Below are 19,511 nucleotides of genomic sequence, written 5' to 3' on the forward strand. Positions count from 1 at the left end.
CAAGTGCGGCGACAGTTTCCCGCTGCCAATCAACCATATATATTAATGAAGGGACAGGATATACAGATGCAACTTGGAATAATAGGTTTGCCCCTGGTTGGTAAAACCACCGTTTTTGAACTGTTAACTGAAAGCCCCAATAGAAATAACAATACCGCCAGAGCAAATCTGGGCATGGCAAAAATTCCGGACAGTCGCATAGATTATTTGTCCGGGCTGTATAAGCCTAAAAAAACCACCTATGCTCAACTGGAGGTAGTGGATATCCCCGGATTGGCTCCGGGGGCAGAAAAAACGGCCGGCGTTTTCCTGGATACCGTTCGCCGGGCTGATGCCCTCCTGCATGTGGTCAGGGTTTTTACAGATGAAACTGTGCCAGACTTCGATAACGATATCGATCCGGTAAAGGATATAGAAACCATAAACTATGAACTTTTACTGGCTGATCTTGATTTAATCGAAAAAAGGATAGAAAGGATCAGTTCCAATAAGAAAAAGAACAATTTTCTCGATGAACTGGCCCTGCTGGATAGATTAAAGGAAGCTCTGGAGAATGAAATTCCGTTGTCAGCCGTGGAACTGAATGCCGCAGAAGAGGAGATATTAAATACCTACCAGTTTTTAACCACCAAACCGGTACTTGTATGCCTTAATATATCTGAAGATGACCTCATAAAGAAAGAATACCGGCAGAGGGAAGCGGTTATGCAATTTGCGGCTCAGCACAACCTGCCGGTGGTGGAGATATCGGCCGGCATCGAGAGGGATCTGGCCGAATTGGATGGGGAAGAAAAAGAAGCCTTTATGCAGGAACTGGGTATTGAGGAATCAGGAATAGTAAAGATATCACAGAGCATGTACCACCGCCTGGGTCTGATATCCTTTTTCACCGTAGGGGAGGATGAGGTCAAGGCTTGGACCGTTGAAGAAGGTACGGCAGCACGCAAGGCTGCTGGCAAGATTCATTCCGATATTGAAAGGGGGTTTATACGGGCCGAAGTCGTCGAATACGAGGATCTGAAGAACCTGGGAAGTATGAATGCGGTCAAGGAGAAAGGGCTGTTCCGTCTGGAAGGCAAAGAATATGTGGTTAAGGACGGCAATATCGTACATTTCCGCTTCAATATATAGGTTAGTTCTGTCGCTGTAAAATGCATAGAAATATAATAATATTTTGCGAAAACCCAAATGTCGGCCATTGGTCGGCATTTTTATTTATGGCAAGAAGTGTCCCCCTGACACTCACTGTTTATATTGGTCATATTATGGATTATATAAAGACAAAAGGGGTGGTCAGGCTGAAGAATGTTCAGGAGCCGTCAGGTCATCTGCACAGTGGTACTCTGCCCAATCAGCAGGAGCAGTTAAAGAAGCGCCCCGTTATAGTGGGAGTGTTGACAACCGCAAATAAAAAAGGTCTTCCCGGGGGAGAGCGATCACGCTTATTTAAAGAAATGGTTAGTTACGGCAAGAAAAACAACATCGCCATCTATTTCTTTTTTGCCCGGGATGTTTATTGGAAACAGAGAAGAATTCGAGGATATACCTGGAACGGCAAGGTATGGAAGAGGGGATTATTCCCGTTTCCCGATATTGTCTATAACCGTATCCGGTTTAGAAACATTGAATCACAGATACACGTGAAGCATCTGCTCAGGAAACTGGACAAAGACCATGCTATATACCTGTTTAACTCTCGTTTTCTCAACAAGTGGGAGGTCTATAAAGCTCTTAGAATCAGAAGAAGTACAGCCAAATGGCTGCCCGAAACAGCACGCTTCAACCGTCAGTCACTGTTAGCTATGATCCGTAAATATCCGGAAGTATTTTTGAAATACAGCTATGGCAGTTTGGGGAAAGGGATTATCAAGGTCAAGCGCCTGCCTCATGGTCAATATGCTTATGCTGTAGCCAAAAAAGGAGCGATGTCATGGAAGGAATGTTCTTCGGCGGACTCCCTCTATCGCCAGCTGGCATTTTTATCGAACAACGCCTATTTGGTTCAAAGAGGTATAGAACTGGCGCGTTACAAGGGGCAAATTTTTGACCTGCGGACCCAGTTGCAAAAGAATGGCACAGGTGAATGGGTGCTCACCGGAGTTGCCGTACGAATAGCCGGAAAAAATCGTTTTGTTACCCATATTCCCAATGGGGGGCGCTCTGCCTCCTATATGGAAGTAATGAATGAGGTATTTGGCGCCAACAGTATGACCAGACAGCAAATAGATGAACAATTGGAAGAAATAAGGGCTCAGGTGCCCCGGGTGTTGGAGAAGGAGCTAAAATTATCCCTAGCGGTATTGTCGTTGGATATTGGGGTAGACAAGAATGGCCGCATGTCGATTATCGAGATAAATTCAAAGCCGGCCAGCTTTGATGAAAATGACATACGTAATGCTCACTGGCAGAACCTGATGGATTATTTTATTTACATTACAGAAAACCCGACTAGAGGAAGGTAATTATATGAATGTGCAACTTATTTACCAGCAAAATGCGAGTGCAGAGCGAATGTGTTCATACTTAAACAAGGCTTACAGCCGGGTAAAAATAGACGACATTTCTATAGCCGGATTAAACTATCTGTTGATTAAGATACCTGACCCAGAGTCAGGTATTAAAAAGAGCATAAACACATTTAAGGCGGTAAATAATTGTCTGGACAAAGAGATTACAGCGGAGATGCTAAAAGCGAACAATATAGGCTATATCGGGGATGAAGAAGGGATAATAAGGAGTTATGAGGTATTGATATCCGATCTCAGCATCGTATCAATACGCTTGGTTTACCATGGTCGCAATAGCTACAAGCCAAAGTATGTAAGGGAAAGCGACAATCCTAAATTATCGGAACTGGCTAAACGCATATTTTTAATCCTGGGCCTGGATATAGGTGTGGTGCGTCTGGCTTATACTGCCCGGCGCAGGTTGAGGGTGATTGGGGTAGAACCTTCGCCGGTTATGCGAAATCGCGATCTAGAAGAATTCTTGGAGAAAATCGACGAAATCTATTCACTTGATAAAACCTTGCCTACCAGAAACGTTAAGTTGGGTGCCGATCCTGAATTTATGATATTTAACTCCAAAACCAACCGGATGCTATCAGCTTCGCAGTTTTTTCCCCGGGACGGTCTGGTCGGCTGCGATAATATCCGTATGCCTAATCGTCAGCAACGGCCAGTAGCCGAGATCAGGCCTCATCCTAGCTCCTGCCCGCTGAAGTTAAGCAACAACATAAAACAGGCGCTGGACACGGCCAGTAGAATGGCACCATATCAGAATGTAAAATGGCTGGCTGGCAGTCAACCAGGCGGAGCCTATTCCATTGGGGGTCATTTACATTTTAGTAATACCCGCCTCAATGCCAGTATAATAAGAGCCTTGGACAACTATGTTGCCATCCCCATATTTCTGCTCGAAGAACCGGGGCCGGCGGCACGACGAAGAAGAAGATACGGGTTTTTGGGAGATTACCGTTTAAAAGACTATGGCGGTTTCGAATACCGTACTCCGGCAAGCTGGCTAGTTTCCCAACAAATTACTACTGCGGTTTTGTGCCTGGCCAAAATAGTGGCCAGCTCATATCATGTCCTGTCAAAAAACTTCCTTAACTCAGCGGAGGCCCAGAGAGCGTTTTACGGAGGTGACCAGGATTATTTCCGTCCTATATTTCCTGAACTGTGGGTGGATATAGAAAGAACTGAAATGTATAACGAATACCGGGAGCAATTACAAGTACTGGTGGAAATGATATCCTCTCAAATAACCTGGAACGAGAAGGTTGATTTTCGTAAAGCCTGGAAGCTTAAAGCCACCCCCAGACGGCAACTTAGAAGTTCCAGCGAAGGTTACTCCCAGCGTTCCGGAGCTGGGGTGGCTAGAAATCAACCTCCGCGTCCCCCAATGGCTACACGGGTTAATAGCCGATCTTACAATACCGGGACCCGTAGCGGCATTAGTAGACGAGGAGGGACCGGCGGGGTTCGTATAGGAGCGACTAGTCGTATTTCCGGCCCGGCGAGAGGTAACAATTCACGAGGCAGAATCATTACCTCTGCTCAGGTCAGAAGAAGCCAGGTTATGCGTTAGTGTTTATAACATATACAGTTTTTCAAGCAGGATACTGGCTGCCTGCTGATGATACCCAACCCGGGTTGACAGGCTGACTTTGGTACAGGTTTCCAAAATAAAGCTTTTGGTTCCCAGGTACTGTGCACTGGCTCGTGCCAGACTACCTTTAACCGGATACTGTAAAAGAGAAAACTCCTTATAGTTAGTGCTGATCTTTCCGTTGAGAGTATTAACTATAGAACTTACTTTAGGTTTGAGATAACTGTTCGGATAATAAATCAGGCTTTGGCCCACCGAGCCGGTTGATTTGTTTTTGTAATAATCATAGCCTTCATGCATGTCCATAAGGTAGTCAACATTGTATTTTTTTACCGCTGCCCAGATAGCCCGCGATAGAGTTCCATCCGCCGACTCGTTCTTGCCTTGGGGAAAGTCGCGATTCAAATCGCCATGGCCCCCATAATAACGAGTTTTATGCTCTATCGCGAGGCGATTAGCCCTGGGTATCACCAATAAGGTGCCCTTCTTGATTTCGGTATCTATCATTTTACCTGCTGCTATGTATCCGGCGGGCTCATTGCCGTGAACTCCTCCGACAATCATTACTACCGGTCCTGGCTTTCCGCTTCTAATTATGTACATATTAGTGGCATAAGCTGTACCTCCTGCTAACACCACTTTCTCCCGGGTGCTTGCTTCCGCCGGCGCTGGCGCTGCCAAAACTGCTGACACTAAAAAGGCCAGGAGTAGGAATGGCGTGAACGCGCGAACAATATTGGTGCTTACTCTTTTCATTTTAATCCTTCCTTTCCTTAAAATATCTTTTCTTACAGAAAAGTAAACACCACCAAAATTCTACATAAAAATACGCAGTCCTGCCAAAAAAACCTAGTAATTATTAACAATTACATAAAATGGGTATTTGGGCAAGTAATAATATCATAGTTAAATACAGTCATTTCCGTATCTGAAGAGTAATCGAGAAAGGTTTCTTTGACGGAATTAATAATTAATTCCAACTCAGGACTATTATGGCTTACGGCTGAAAAGCCCAGGGCTGTTCTCTGCCACAAATCATGAAAGGCAACTTCGCTGATAGAAACGTTGAAACGCTTTCTTATCCGGGATATTAACCCATGAATAATCTTGCGTTTTTCTTTTAAAGACAAGCAGTAGGGTAGAAACAGTTCGACACATCCATAAACTACATACATAGCCTAATCCTCCTATATTTGCTGGATAAATTTTAGCAAATCAAACAGGAGATAACAAACGAACAAAACGGCGTTCCCAAAAATAAATGTATATTGCGACAAAAATCGTGCCAAACATCTTGATTTAATCTCATAAATTGATATTATATAAGAAGAACGATTTAGTGAAAATAATAACATTCGCAGCAGGAAATACGGAGGGAATTTTTATGAACATTGAACAATTTGAAATCTTTAAAACTATTACAGAAGTTAAAAGCTTCACCAAAGCCGCAAAAAAACTTAATTTCACACAACCGGCAATCAGCACCCAGATAAAAATTCTGGAGCAGAATTATGATATAGCCCTTTTTGAACGCCATAACCATGGTGTCCAGCTTACCGAAGCGGGTCAGAAATTTTTTGAATACGGGGACAAAATCCTGGCCCTATATGAAGAAATGGAACAGGAATTGGCCAAGATAAAGGGCCATAGTAAAGAGATAATAAATATTGCCGCATGTGATACAGCAGGTAATTATATTCTGCCTTCAATAGTAATCAGCTTTAAGGAGCTTCATCCCAGGGCTTGTTTACGTCTGGAGGTTGCTCATTTTGAAGATATAATCAATAAGCTGAAACAGAAGCAGTTGGATATTGGTATTATTGATGGTGAGTTACCAGAGGAAAATAAATGTCTAAGTGCTATTGATATTTATAGCGATGACTTGGTGCTGGTAGTGCCCCACAGACATAAGTGGCTCAAGAGAACAGCAATAACGGTTGAAGAACTTATGGCTGAACCTTTTATTGCTCGTGAAGAACGTTCCTGTATAAGAAATATAATTGATTCCAGCCTGGAAAAATTAGACCTTTCATTTGCTGACTTCAACCTGGTTACGGAGTTTAATAATTTCGAGGCTATTAAACAGGCCGTAATCAACCACAAAGGGGTAGCTCTGATGCCGGCATCAGTGGTGCAAAGAGAACTGGATGAAGGAAGCCTGTTTAAGGTTAATGTGGAAAATCTAAAAACCAAATGGAAAATTAAAGCTGTATGGCGTAATAATGAGCTTATGACAGGTATAAAAAAACAGTTCCTTGATTTTGTCAGTAATATACGCGGGATATCAAGGGAGCAACGGGCAAAATATCCCGAGCGTAAAAGAGCATAATAAATCCCCCTAAACATAACCGAACCTGAATTATCCAGGTTCGGTTATGTTTTTACTATTTGTTTATACTTCCGATAATGAACATTATGTAAACTAGCATGAAGCTACCTGTTAACATCATTTTTTTCGGTGATCTTCAATAGATACCAGTCGGATGTATGCTCTACAAAAACACATCCGCCAAGGCCACCTTCAAGCCGCTGAAACATACCGACTCCGCATATTCATGAGCGCCTTTCTGAAAGGCTATGCTATCGGCTATTTCATTTTTATCAAGAATATAAACATATATCAGATTATTTTTGGGATCAATCATCCAGTATTCCTTGATGCCGCATTGCTTGTAAAGCTCCAGCTTCTTAAGCATATCCTTGCTTCTGGTGGAAGGCGAAAGAACTTCCACCACCAGAGTGGGAACTCCTTTGTAATTACCTTTTTTATCCATGTTATCCCTGTCGCAGATAACGACTATATCCGGCTGAACAACGCAAATATTGTCCTCTGCCTTAAAAAGGGTAATATCAAAGGGCGAAGTGAGAGGAATACACTTTTTATTTTTAAACCAGTTGTAAAATGTGCCAAATATTTCTTGAACTGCATATTGGTGCCCATAAGAGGGCGAGGCGAGATTGTATATGACTCCGTCAATCAGCTCAAACCGCTGCTCGGAAGCTTCCACAAGTTCCAGAAATTCCTCATAGGTCACCCGGCCCTCTCGGGATTGATATTCTGCCGCGCCTTCCGCCGCAAGGCTGCTATTCTGATCATCGCACAGTAATATCCTGGCAACGTCCTTTCCATTTTTGGTTACGATGATTTCTTCGTTGACCTCAACATATTTCAAGTATTTGCCAAAGTTATTCTGAACTTCTGTCGATGGAACCCTCATCATATCACCTCCATGTTAGCTATACATACGTTTATTATGTATATATTTAGCTAATCTGTCAATGCCGCAATATATTTTAGCTAATATTTGTTAAGCTTTTTCTTTACAGCAGGCAAAAAATTTACCGATCAAGGACCGGTTTTTCCTGATACGTCTCCTTACATAAAAACCTCGCTAAATCGCAACAAATAGCGAGGTTTTGTGTTGAAATAAAATGGGAATTGGTCCCACGTCCTGTGTAGTATTTTCGCTTCAATGTACTCAGAATGCAACTTCCTTGGTAGACCTGCTGCATCCATCTCCGTATTTAAAAAATATTCAAGTCACATGTTCAAGGCCGATTTCATTATTTATTCCCGGTGAAATCGGTCTTTTCGATTCTATCGGGAAATATGCTTATTAATTAAACTTCTTGGCATGAGTTTTGCTCCTACTGCAAATCAGGCATTTAAAAGGTCGGAAGCCTTTGACCCTATACATCTCGGCCAGTAATGTCGCCCAACCATACTGTACTTCATAATTATACGAGGTGAAATTCTTATATGAATATATCCCATCTTATTAAGCGCCATGCATCTATCCAACCCCACAACCAGGCAATTATCTGTGGGGATGACGGCACCGTTTTCACTTGGCTTGAGTTTGATAAAATAGTCAACAAGCTGGGGAATGCCCTATTGTCTTTAGGGATTAAGAAAGGTGATGTCGTATCCCTTTATCTTCCTAATTCTGCCGAGTTTTTGTTCGCCTACTTTGCCGTAACCCGAATCGGAGCTGTGATTTTACCTTTTAATGTCCTGTTCAAGACTGGGGAAATATCTTATATTCTGAAAAATTCCCGGGCCAGGGTTTTAATTGGCGCCTCCCCAGGAATTGAAAATAATCTGGTTAAGATTAATAATGATGAATTCCCTCACCTGGAAACCATCATTACCGTAGGCTACCCGGTAGCGAACTGTCTTGATTTTTATGCATTGATTATGGAAGGTTCTGAAGATCTGGCCATGGTAGAATGCACCCCCGAAGATTTGGGGAGTTTAGTATATACTTCCGGGACTTCCGGGAATCCCAAGGGAGCCATGTTGAGTCATGGCAATCTGGAAGCTATAGGCGCCTTGAGCTCCAGTGCCCTTCTTATCAACGACAAAGATCTGCTGCTTACCGGAGCGCCGTTTTGTCATATATGCTTTGTCCTTTCCGTATTGGGGCCATTTCATGCCGGAGCAGGCATCATTACCATGAACCGGTTCGGTGCCCATACCGCCTTACAACTGATAGAACATTATAAAGTTACGCACTTTACCGGGGTGCCCACTATGTTTATGTACATGCTGCAGCAATTTGACCGCCAGGAATATGATGTAGGTTCATTACGCCTGGTGCACTGTGCTGGAGCCCCCATGCCGGTAGAACATATCACGGAGATCGAACGGAAGCTGGGAGTGGGGTTCTGTGAGCTATACGGAGCCACGGAAACCAGTTCCATTGTCACCTACAACCGCCTGGGGCACAAACGTAACGGCTCCATTGGACAGCCTGCCTACGGTATCCAGATCAGAATAGTCGATGAATCCGGCTCCGTCCTTCCTCCCGGGGAAACCGGCGAAATTTTAGTCAAAGGCCCGGGTATTTTCAAAGGCTACCGGGAAATGCCCGAAGCTACTAAGGAGGCCTTCGACGGGGAATGGTTCCATACCGGTGATTTGGGATACTATGACAAGGACGGCTATTTTTACATCGTTGACCGCTTGAAAGACATGATCGTTTCCGGGGGATACAATATTTATCCGCGGGAAGTGGAGAGCGTTATTTACCAGCACCCTAAAATTCTTGAAGCTGCGGTCTTAGGGCAAAAGGACCCGCTTAAAAATGAAGTCCCCAAGGCTTATGTCGCTCTCAAGGAGAACGAACAAATGACTGCAGAAGAATTGATTGATTTTTGCAAAGAACGCATGGCCGCCTATAAAGTGCCGCATTTGGTTGAAATTTTACCAGAATTACCTAAAGGCCCCATCGGCAAAATCTTAAAACGTATGTTAAAATAAGGATCCAGCTATTACCCAACCGTTCTGGAATGCATCAACCCTATAGATCTCTTTTCCGGATTTTATTATTACTTTTTCTTTCAGCATGACTATCACCTTTTAACTAATGAACTAAACTTGTAATTAAATTCATTGAAAGCATTAATTGACTCGAATATCAACCACAAGCAGGTAGCGATTGGTGGCAAGAGCAATCAGCTTGCCCTGTTCATCCACAACTTTCGATTCAATCAAACGATCTGTTTCTCCCTCCATAAAACCTGAACTGATATAAATAGCCCCACTAACCTTTGGGTGCAGCAATGATACTTTCGAGCTATATATTACCGGATGTTTTCCTTCGAGCGAATCAGTGCATGCTGCAATATAAGAACCGGCTTCGCATAATATAGAGCAAACGCCCAAATTAATTTCCCCAAGCCTATTAATGAACTTCCCTGTTGCCGGAATAAACAATTCACACTTTCCCGGCTCCCAGCGACTCACCTTTAAGCTTAAATACTTAAGGAAAGGCATATTTTCAATCTCATTCACAATTCTTCTCAAGTCATTATCATTCACCATTATCCCCCCTAAACACTCATCATTTATTAAAAGCGGTTAAGACGGACAATAATATATATAGAACAGATTCATATGATGAGATTAATAATCACAGCTTTGTTTCTAAAGGTAATAATCATTGGGCATTATTGAAATATCACTCAGTTCCATTATTAACTTTATTAAGCAAAATTCATGCCAAACTATCATACCTCAAGCATACTTGAAGCATACTTGGCTATTTCACGATATAAGTTCTCATTTGGGTCACGTAACATAATTGATTAAATTTTTTAGTAATTAAGGAGAACGGCTCTCTTCTTTATTTAATCCATATTTGTTGATCTTTTTGTACAGGGCGGATATATGTATATCAAGGGCTTTAGCTACTGCATTTTTGTCACCCTTCATATCTTTTAAGGCTTCCCTAATAAGCCTTTTTTCGCATAAATTAAGGTAGGTTTTCATAGTCGGAAGGTTGTATCCGGCTTGGGCAGGTGTTTCAATCTCGGGATAAGCCGCTGGAATGAGAGTCAGCTTGTTTATCAACTTTAAAATATGTTCCACTTTAATTGAGGTGTAACCTTCCATATTTGCTACTATGATGGTCTTCTCAATAAAGTTTTCCAGTTCCCTTACATTTCCCGGCCAATCATAATCGCAAAAAAGATTAATAACCTCGGGTTCAATGTTATTTATCGGGGTTTCCAGTCTTCTATTTATTTTTTTAAACAGTTCACCGGTTAATAGAGCAATATCGTCTTTTCTTTTTCGGAGAGGAGGAAGGGTCAAGTTGATTACATTAAGTCGGAAATAAAGATCTTGTCTAAAATGTCCCTCGGAAATTCTCTTCTTCAAATCCTGGTTTGTAGCGGCAATTACTCTTACGTCAATTTTTTTGGGCTGGCTGAATTGGCTCCCCAAAGGTTCAATCTCCTTTTCCTGCAGAAAAACCAATAATTTTGCCTGCATTGAAAGCGGCATTTCCCCTATTTCATCCAGGAAAATAGTACCTTTATCCGCCAATTCAAATTTCCCTTTCGATAACATTCTCCAATTCTCTGACATTGCCTGGCCAACTATAATCCATAAAAACCTGATAAACTTCAGGATCAATAGTATGAATCTCGGTTCCCATTCTCTGGTTTATTTTCTTAAGGATTGATTCTGACAATAAACCGATATCGTTTTTGCGATTACGCAGGGGCGGAATTTCCAAATTGATTACATTAAGCCGATAATAAAGATCCTGCCGGAATGATCCTGCCTCGACCATTCCCTCCAGTTTCTGGTTCGTGGCTGCTATTATTCTCACATCAATCTTTTTAGAACGGTTCATCTGACTTCCCAATGGTTCTATTTCTTTTTCCTGCAGCACCACCAGTAGTTTTGACTGCATCGAAAGTGGCATTTCACCTATCTCATCCAAGAAAATTGTCCCCTGATTCGCTAACTCGAATTTTCCTTTCTTGCCCCCCTTAAGCGCTCCCGTAAAAGTGCCTTCTTCGTAGCCAAACAGTTCAGACTCAAGTAACTGTTCAGGTATGGCCGCACAGTTAACGCGAACGAAAGGTTCCTGCCCCCGGCTGCTGAATAGATGTATCCCTCGGGCAAAAAGGTCCTTACCGGTTCCGGTTTCGCCGGTAATCAGGATGGTAGAATCGGTTTGGGCGACAGCTTGGGCTAAAGATCTGACTTTTCGAAAAGAAGCGTTTTCGCCTATTATATTAAAAAAATCATTGCTGGTCCTTTGGTGATTCTGTTCTCTGATTTTAAAGGACCGGATATCATTTTCTAATGTATCCATCATTTTGGCAATATTGTAGGCATCGTTTATCTCCAGAAAAAGGCTGCGGCCGATAACTCCGATTACTTCACCATTAATAATAACCGGGTAAGAAGATGCAATAGTATTTTGGCCATTAAGGGGCATGAAATAAGCTTTTATCGCTTTACCCGTCCTCAACACTTCCGGCGTTCTCCCCAGGGGATTGAAATCTTCGATATGCCGTCCCATTATGTCTTGTCTATGAAAACCGGTAACCCGCAAGTAAGTATTGTTGGCAAAAACCAGCCTGCATTTATTGTCGATAGCCATAATAGCAACGTTGGGATCTTCGATAATGTGGTTTTTTACACATTCCAAACTAAAGCCTTGGTTGTCTTTCAAGGCTATCCCCCCCCTAAATATTTTTTTCTCTCTATTTTCTTTCCCTCTGCAAGCTTTTAAAGCAAAATTCATGCCACTTTTATACTCCTAAAAAAAGCCCCTTGTCCTGGGGCTTGATAAAATAATACTGGCATATTCCGCCTTTTTATTCTTTCAAAAACGAATTGTTTCTACTTTTAGAAAATCCATTTTGCTAAAGACTCGTATTGTCTTCTCTGATGAGCGGCCATAAATCACAGTCCGCTAAATTTATTCCGGCAATGGGGATATATGATGGTTGTTGTATCCTTATAAACGAGTTCCGTTTGTTTTTAAAGGGGAATCAGGGGGATAGATAAAATCTGGACAACGGGCGATGCCTCGTTGTCCAGTAAAATAAGGGGGTTTAATTAAAATTGACACTTATTTAAAATAATTATGAGACTTGAGTCTTCACCGGTTTTTAAAATCTCTTCTGAAAGTAATGACGATGAGTGAACCCGTTGCCCCAAAATAGATTGGTAAATTAGAAAGCCCAATCATAAACTGGATAAAACTCTATTGTTCAATAAATTCCCCTTTTGATAATGAGAAATCGGGGCAACGGCAATACCGTTGCCCGATATAATAAGGGAAAAGCTGCTGCCGTGATACAGTAATATCTCCTTTGGCCTAGATATATGCAAATCTCATGCCAACTTAACTATTCTGTTATATTTATATCAATAAATTTTCTGCAGGAATTCTTGCAACGAATGCCATATCCCCAAAATACAGGGTATTTATTGCCATTTCGCTTTAAGATATTAAATCAATATTTTTGCAGATCTGATTAATGCAATTACCCCAAAATAAAAGGTTCGTATGACTTAAACGTAGATAAATCTCGAAAAAATTATCCATAAAGAGAATGGCCTTAAATGCAAAATTTGTTGCATACGCTACTTCTTAGTTATTTTTCTTCTCCTCAATCTACGTTGAGGTTCATAAGCCCAAAGAAGCCGTACACTGGCTAAAAGTAATATTCAAAAAAGCAGTCCCGGTTTAGCATTATCGGAATTTATATAGCAATGTTCACTTCACATTCCTTTTTCTATCCCATTTGGCAGCCTTCAGAATCTAATAACTTTGTACTCCATGCAAAACCTAAACCACACATATATAAGGATGAAACTAAGCTGGCAGATTTTGGGATGGTGTTTTATCTTTCACAATCGGGCCCGGAAAGGGCAATAGCTCTCGGCCCAAAATGGCGTTATTTACTAAGGCGGCGGCTGAGTAAAGGGCGAACAATCCGGCCAGGCCAGCCATATTGCCGGCAAGCGGCGCATATATTTGGGCATCCAGAAGTCCCAAATTTAACCCGACTATAAAAGGTAAAGCAAGGTTCATAATGAATATTACAATAAACACCGTAAGGGGCATGGATTTGGCAAAAGCGGGGAACTGCAGCCACAAAACAATAGTCATAGCCAGCCAACACCAACCGGCTATAGTAGGATCAAATTTCCATCCATGTATTCCCGCAAAATACTCAAATAGCCAAACTACACCGGTAGCAAGCATAAAGTAGGCGCTAAACCAGGTAAAGGTATTTCCACCGGCTATGCTGCCTTCCCTCAATTCAATAATTCCTACCAGTACCTGTACGAAGAAGCCGCATATCAACCATATGCCCCCGATAGGCAATGCCTCATGGCTTACTTTTCCAGTGAACATAGCATAAAAAATAAAAACGGCGATGGATAGAGCTATAAGTCCTGCGGGCATGGGATTAGCCCACCCTGATTCTTGCTGGTTTGACATGGTAATTCCCCCTATAAATTTATTTGGTTATTGATAAACTTTGAAATTAATCATTTGTTGAGTTTTCACCATAATTGTCCAAAAGCTCTACCTCTCTATAGATCTGGAAGACTTCAACATGGATGCTTGGTGCTTCCTCTCCAAGTATCGATCCGGTATCCAATCACTGATATCTCCTCCGCTCAATACTTTACAGACTATATTCTTTTCATCCAGATACACTCCTTCAATAAAACTCTTGGTTGCCACTATAATTCCTTCTTTGCCAAACAAGTTGCTTCCCACCTTTTTTATTATCACCCTCTCTTTCAGCATGTTTTTCTCCACCTTTTAATAAGTAAATGATTTCACCTAGTCTCTAAAAGCCGTTTTTGATGTCTTTGGCCAAAATATGAAAAGCGGCCCCGGTTGAATATTACCGGGGCCAGGGAATAAGGGGGATAAAAATTGGCTGCTTATCGACAATGTGTGTCATCATGGCCCATAGTAAATTCATAATGCAGTATTCTGATCTAGAAAACAGTTAGTCATTATAACCCTATTTTAAGCTACATATTTGATAGCTGCTGTTACAGCGGCGGCAACTTCCTGCCGTAAAGCTACAGTATTGGGAGGAATATACTGTATAAGCTTATTCAGGTCCTTATAGAGACCGGCTAATTCCTCCCCTTCCGCTGCTGCCGCCAAGACTTCCCGGGCCCAGTTGAATATATTGCCAATGGCAGTACTGGCAAAAATAGTGGCCATGGCCAGTTTAAGCCTGGCAGCATCCTCACCTTGGCGGACCAGTGCCTTCTGGGCGCGCAGCCAACCGCTTTCCATGCCGAAAGTAGCCATGGACATATCAGCAATTTTCCCCACGACTTCCTGGTAGCCCAGGATTTTATTATCATATTTTGCCATAGCTGTCCCCAGCGCGAAAAGGGTTAAATCCTTGGCCGCCTGAACCAGGTCGCCGACCCCGTTGCGTAGCGGGACTCCGGCGTTTATCTTGGCCTGAACAGAAGCGATAGCTTCCTTTAAAGGAATTTGACCGGCCAATCCCCGGCGCACCAGAGTGCTGGTCATAACCGTGCGGTTAATTTCATTAGTCCCTTCAAATATGCGGTATACGCGGCAATCCCGGTATAATCTTTCAATAGGATATTCGGAAGTTACGCCATAGCCGCCATGAATCTGCACTCCCTCGTCCATGACATAAGCCTGAACCTCGGTGGCGAAGACTTTATTCATAGAGCATTCCATGGCATATTCTTCAATGCCCTTGACTGCAACCGGTCCTTCCGGGTTAGGATAACCGGGCAGGCTGTGAATGATGTTGTCAATCAATCCCCCGGTACGGTAGACTATACTCTCCGTAATATAGGTCCTGGTATTCATTTCAGCAAATTTTTCTTTGATTAAGCCAAATTCGCAAATGGATTTATTAAATTGCTTGCGGTCCACGGCAAACTGGGCTGATAATTCAATAGCCTGCTTGCAGTTGCCGGTGGCGTTGCCCCCCAGTTTATAACGGCCCATGTTGAGAATGTTAAAGGCGATCTGGTGCCCTTTGCCGATTTCATACAGGACATTTTCTACCGGAACCTTGACGTCTTCAAGAATCAGGGTACGGGTGGATGATCCTTTAATGCCCATTTTATGTTCTTCCGGACCGGTGGAAAGGCCTTCCGAATCGGCGTCTACGATAAAGCCGGTAAATTTCTCCCGGTCTATTTTAGCGAAAACAATGAAAATATCAGCAAAGGCAGCATTGGTTATAAACTGTTTGGTTCCGTTAAGAATATAATACTTGCCATCCGGGCTCAAGGTGGCCCAAGTTTTAGCCGCTAAAGCATCCGAACCGGCTCCCGGTTCAGTTAATGCATAGGCCGTCCCCAATTCACCGCTTACTATGCCCGGCAGATACTTGAGTTTTTGTTCATGATTGCCAAAATAAACAATAGGCAACTGGCCTATACCGGTTTGACCGCCATGGGTCATGGCGAAGCCTCCCGCCCGACCCATACATTCAGCAATAATACAGGTACTGATTTTGTCCATGGCATAACCGTCATACTCTTCCGGTACGTCAGTGCCCAGCAGACCTAATTCACCAGCTGCCAGAAGAAGCTCTTGGTTAAGTCCTTCTTTTTTTTCTTCCAAAGCGTCCATAACCGGCAGGATTTTATCATTAACGAATCCCAAGGCAGTCCGATAAATCATTTTATGCTCATCGGTAAAATCTTCCGGGGTGAATATACTCTGGGGATCGGTTTCGCTGAAAAGAAAACTCCCTCCTTGAGGCAGGTCATTCATTTAAATTCACCTCTCATTTTCCAGAATTATCTGGGAGTTATTTATCTGTGTAATTGGGTTTGCGTTTTTCCACAAAGGCAGAGATTCCTTCTCTTCCATCAGCGCTGGCAAAGGCGATGACAAAATTTTGGATTTCCATTTCCAAACCCGTGTTTATATCAATATCGGCGCCATGATTTATGGCTGTTTTGGCCATCTGAATGGCGATTAAAGGCTTGAAGGCCAATTTACCGGCCAATTTTAATGTTTCTTCCTTAATGAGGTCCAAGGCTACAACCTGGTTTACCAGGCCGATTTTCAGGGCTTCAGCAGCATCAATAATGTCGCCGGTAAACATTAATTCTTTGGCCTTGCTCACGCCGATCAAACGGGGAAGGCGCTGCGTGCCGCCGCCGCCGGGAATAATACCCAGCCCGGTTTCGGGAAAGGCAAATTTAGCGTTGTCAGCCGCAATACGGAAATCAGCCGCCAAAGCCAGCTCCACGCCGCCGCCGAAAGCTACTCCGGTAATAGCGGCAATAACCGGCTTATTCAGATTTTCCAGCTTGGAAAATGCGGTTCTGGAACCCTGGCAAAATCTATAGGCTTCAACCGGAGTCAAAGTGGCCATTTCTGAGACATCGGCCCCGGCTGCAAAAGCCTTACCTCCCGTACTGGCTATAATCACAACTTTGACGGAATTGTCGTCTGCAAATTCATCCGCCGCCCGGGCTATTTCAGCAAATACCGCACTGTTCAGGGGATTCATAGGGGGACGGTTAAGGGTAATCATAGCTATACCGTCCTCTTTAGTTACCTGAATTGCTTCATAAGACATTAGCATTCCCCTTTCCTTAGTTGGTCAATGTCCAAGGTAAGAAAATAAGCCATGCAGAGAGTAGCCCGGATTCTTGAGGCAAAAAGGAAAGATTCCTTCAGGGAAAAGAGACTCCCTGCACCGGCTTTTAAAATATGTCTAAGATACGATAAATATTAAACTTAATGCGCTGCTGCTACTGATGCATATAGGCTTCCTGTATAGTTTCCTGCTAAAGCGGATTACACCAGGCCTATCCCGGAAGATAAATCTACAAGTAATTTTAAAGACCGTTCCTGCCTAAACATTACTTGTTATAGTCATACCAGCCCGCACCCGTCTTTTTGCCCAGCTTGCCCGAAGATACAATGGCTTTGAGAGTGTAGGGCGGAGCCCAGAACCCATCTTTGGTTTCTTCAAAGAAAACATCAAGAACCAGCTTGGAGATATCTATTCCCGTAAAATCCATCAGTTCAAAGGGTCCCATCGGATAGTTCAAACCCAGTTTTACTGCGGTATCAATATCGGCCGGAGTGGCTACGCCGGTTTCCACCAGACGGATGGCTTCCAGGAATTGCGGCATCATGACGCGGTTGACGATGAAGCCCGGGGTATCTTTTTTCACTTCAACCGTGGTCTTGCCAAAGGACCGGGCCAGTTCGGAGGCAATTCTGACGGTCTCATCGCTGGTGGAGTAGCCGCGGATGATCTCGCACAGCCGCATAACCGGAACCGGGTTGAAGAAGTGCATGCCTACGAATTTATCAGCGCGTTTGGTGGCGCCGGCCAGCAGGGATATAGATATGGAGGAAGTATTGCTGGCCAGGATGACGTCGGGTTTTAAGATTTCATCCAATTCGGCCAGAACCGCTTTCTTGATATCAACGTCTTCGACAATAACTTCGATCATGTAATCGACAGCAGCCAAATCTGCCTTCTCGGTAGTCTTGGTGATGCGTTGCATCACCGCATCCTTAGTTGCCTGATCCATTTTACCTTTTTCAACGTTTTTGGCTAAGAGTTTATCGACACCGGCAAGTTGCTTGTCAATGAAACCCATGTCCATATCGCATATAATTACATCATAACCAGCCTGGGCAGCGGTCTGAACTATACCGGCACCCATTGAACCGGCGCCTAATACTCCTATTGTCTTGATTGCCATGATATTACCTCCGTTCATTTTTTAATAAAGCAGTTTCCTGATTAATCAAAAACACCTTTGCCCCGCATGGCTGCGATTTCTTCCGGAGAATAATCCAAAAGTCCGCCGAGTATTTTCTCCGTGTCATATCCGACGTCGGGATAACCGCGCCATACTTCGCCGGGAGTCTCCATGAATTTAGGTACAAAGCCGAACGCTTCCACTTCCTTATCATCCAGGGCAGGAACCTTGTATTTGATAAAATTGTCCACCCGGGAATGCCAGTGCGGGTCGGCGTACATATCTTTGGGGGCTTTTACGATGCCGACCGGGGTCTTGAACTGGGGCTGGGACAGCCAATCCTGGGCTTCCTGGGCGGTACGTTCGCTGAACCACTTTTCCAGATAGGCATACAGGGCCTGGCCCCGGGGAGAGTCGACGGCCTCCTTTGACCGGCCACAGGCCTCCCAATCCCATTCCGGCAGGTCGGGATCCAGGCCCAAGCCTCTCAGGCAGCGGTCATAAGCGGCCTTGCCGAAAGCGCCGATGAAGGCGTAGCGGCCGTCCTTGCATTTATGCATGGAGGCCGGCTGGAAGATGGGTACGCGGTTGCCTACGCGGCTTTTCTCAATTCCCAGGTTCATGTAGCATGCCCAGTGATCGTCCAGGTTGCGGGCCTGAGTCTCTACCTGAGCGATGTCGATTTCCTGGCCCATACCGCCTTTCAAAACATTGATGTAGCCAGCCATCATGGCTCCCCAGGCATAAACCGCGGTCAGATAGTCGCTGAGGAAGGGTTGGCCGTAAATCGGCGGGCCGTCCGGGAAGCCTACCATGTTGGCCAGGCCGCCTTCGCATTGGCCGATAGGGTCATAGGAAGGCCGGTCGCATATTTCGGGATTGCCGCCGAACTGGGGTCTACCGAAACCGCTGACATGGACGATGACCAGTTTGGGGTTGATTCTGAGCATTTCCTTAGGATCAATCCCCAGTTTATCCAGCCAGACCACGTTCTCCAGCCATACATCGGATTGTTTGATCAGCCCGCAGAAAATATCATAGCTCTCCGGGCTTTTCTTCATATTCAGATTAAGCGCCAGGCTTAATTCATTACGCTTCTGACAAAAGGCAGCCGCCATTTGTTTGGTGCCGTCCTCGCTTGTAATGGCCGGCATTTGGGTGCGGTAGGAGTCGCCGAGCCCTGGTATCTCCACATGGATTACTTCAGCTCCGAAGTCGGCGGCCAATTGGGCGCCAAAGGGGGCGGCAACAATACTTCCGGTAAGCAATATTCTCATTCCACTCAAAGGCCCATATTTAGGAATCAAATATGGCGCCTGTTTTTTTACTAAATCTGCCCACTTTGCCGACATCATTCATCTCCTCCCTCATGTAACAAGTT

The 19,511-nt window shown here is 43.9% G+C and carries 17 protein-coding genes; 5 read left to right on the forward strand and 12 right to left on the reverse strand.

From position 1 onward, the window contains the following. The first annotated feature begins 66 nt into the window (after positions 1-66). The 3 genes from ychF (at position 67) to ACU70B_RS07375 (ending at position 4,089) form a co-directional block, all read left to right on the forward strand. Complete coding sequence (ychF, locus tag ACU70B_RS07365) at positions 67-1,131, forward strand: redox-regulated ATPase YchF (RefSeq protein ID WP_447182925.1); 1,065 nt, start codon at positions 67-69, stop codon at positions 1,129-1,131. 86 nt (positions 1,132-1,217) lie between these two features. Continuing rightward, positions 1,218-2,462: a YheC/YheD family endospore coat-associated protein gene (locus ACU70B_RS07370; RefSeq protein ID WP_447182926.1), complete on the forward strand. Its 1,245-nt coding sequence runs from the start codon at positions 1,218-1,220 to the stop codon at positions 2,460-2,462. A 4-nt stretch (positions 2,463-2,466) separates the two neighbouring features. After that, positions 2,467-4,089, forward strand: coding sequence for a putative amidoligase domain-containing protein (locus ACU70B_RS07375; protein WP_447182927.1), 1,623 nt, complete (start codon positions 2,467-2,469; stop codon positions 4,087-4,089). Between the two features lie 3 nt (positions 4,090-4,092). Here ACU70B_RS07375 and ACU70B_RS07380 read toward each other — a convergent pair whose 3' ends face one another. Further along, on the reverse strand, positions 4,093-4,866 hold the full coding sequence (locus tag ACU70B_RS07380; RefSeq protein WP_447182928.1) for a M99 family carboxypeptidase catalytic domain-containing protein: 774 nt from the start codon (positions 4,864-4,866) through the stop codon (positions 4,093-4,095). Between the two features lie 110 nt (positions 4,867-4,976). Next, positions 4,977-5,285, reverse strand: a complete 309-nt coding sequence (locus tag ACU70B_RS07385) for a DUF503 domain-containing protein (protein ID WP_447182929.1) — start codon at positions 5,283-5,285, stop codon at positions 4,977-4,979. 209 nt (positions 5,286-5,494) lie between these two features. Here ACU70B_RS07385 and ACU70B_RS07390 point away from each other — a divergent pair, with 209 nt between their 5' ends. Further along, positions 5,495-6,439 carry a LysR family transcriptional regulator gene (locus ACU70B_RS07390; protein WP_447182930.1) on the forward strand — a complete coding sequence of 315 codons (945 nt, stop codon included), beginning with the start codon at positions 5,495-5,497 and terminating at the stop codon, positions 6,437-6,439. A gap of 163 nt (positions 6,440-6,602) precedes the next feature. Here the strand turns inward: ACU70B_RS07390 and ACU70B_RS07395 are convergent, their stop codons facing one another. Then, on the reverse strand, positions 6,603-7,328 hold the full coding sequence (locus ACU70B_RS07395) for a type II toxin-antitoxin system prevent-host-death family antitoxin (protein ID WP_447185725.1): 726 nt from the start codon (positions 7,326-7,328) through the stop codon (positions 6,603-6,605). Positions 7,329-7,870: 542 nt separating this feature from the next. On the opposite strand from ACU70B_RS07395, the gene ACU70B_RS07400 reads away from it, so the two are divergent. Next, on the forward strand, positions 7,871-9,373 hold the full coding sequence (locus ACU70B_RS07400) for a class I adenylate-forming enzyme family protein (RefSeq protein WP_447182931.1): 1,503 nt from the start codon (positions 7,871-7,873) through the stop codon (positions 9,371-9,373). Positions 9,374-9,514: 141 nt separating this feature from the next. Here ACU70B_RS07400 and ACU70B_RS07405 read toward each other — a convergent pair whose 3' ends face one another. The 9 genes from ACU70B_RS07405 to ACU70B_RS07445 all read right to left on the reverse strand — a co-directional run bounded on the left by ACU70B_RS07405 (position 9,515) and on the right by ACU70B_RS07445 (position 19,485). Beyond that, a complete protein-coding gene (locus ACU70B_RS07405; RefSeq protein ID WP_447182932.1) occupies positions 9,515-9,937 on the reverse strand; it encodes a PaaI family thioesterase in 423 nt (140 codons plus the stop codon). Positions 9,938-10,216: 279 nt separating this feature from the next. After that, positions 10,217-10,966: a sigma 54-interacting transcriptional regulator gene (locus ACU70B_RS07410; RefSeq protein WP_447182933.1), complete on the reverse strand. Its 750-nt coding sequence runs from the start codon at positions 10,964-10,966 to the stop codon at positions 10,217-10,219. Beyond that, complete coding sequence (locus ACU70B_RS07415) at positions 10,944-12,086, reverse strand: sigma-54 interaction domain-containing protein (protein ID WP_447182934.1); 1,143 nt, start codon at positions 12,084-12,086, stop codon at positions 10,944-10,946. Before ACU70B_RS07415 ends, ACU70B_RS07410 begins: the two co-directional genes overlap by 23 nt. A 1,152-nt stretch (positions 12,087-13,238) precedes the next feature. After that, positions 13,239-13,871 (reverse strand): acetate uptake transporter family protein, encoded by a 633-nt coding sequence (locus ACU70B_RS07420; RefSeq protein WP_447182935.1) that lies wholly within the window; start codon positions 13,869-13,871, stop codon positions 13,239-13,241. A gap of 87 nt (positions 13,872-13,958) precedes the next feature. Further along, positions 13,959-14,186 carry a hypothetical protein gene (locus ACU70B_RS07425; RefSeq protein ID WP_447182936.1) on the reverse strand — a complete coding sequence of 76 codons (228 nt, stop codon included), beginning with the start codon at positions 14,184-14,186 and terminating at the stop codon, positions 13,959-13,961. 228 nt (positions 14,187-14,414) lie between these two features. Beyond that, positions 14,415-16,169 (reverse strand): acyl-CoA dehydrogenase FadE, encoded by a 1,755-nt coding sequence (locus ACU70B_RS07430; protein WP_447182937.1) that lies wholly within the window; start codon positions 16,167-16,169, stop codon positions 14,415-14,417. 37 nt (positions 16,170-16,206) lie between these two features. Then, a complete protein-coding gene (locus tag ACU70B_RS07435) occupies positions 16,207-16,986 on the reverse strand; it encodes an enoyl-CoA hydratase/isomerase family protein (RefSeq protein WP_447182938.1) in 780 nt (259 codons plus the stop codon). Positions 16,987-17,272: 286 nt separating this feature from the next. Next, entirely contained in the window at positions 17,273-18,130 is an 858-nt protein-coding gene (locus ACU70B_RS07440; RefSeq protein ID WP_447182939.1) for a 3-hydroxyacyl-CoA dehydrogenase family protein, read from the reverse strand. Positions 18,131-18,171: 41 nt separating this feature from the next. Next, positions 18,172-19,485, reverse strand: coding sequence for a CaiB/BaiF CoA transferase family protein (locus ACU70B_RS07445; protein WP_447182940.1), 1,314 nt, complete (start codon positions 19,483-19,485; stop codon positions 18,172-18,174). Between the last annotated feature and the right edge of the window lie 26 nt (positions 19,486-19,511).

The sequence above is a fragment of the Syntrophomonas curvata genome (assembly GCF_052976825.1).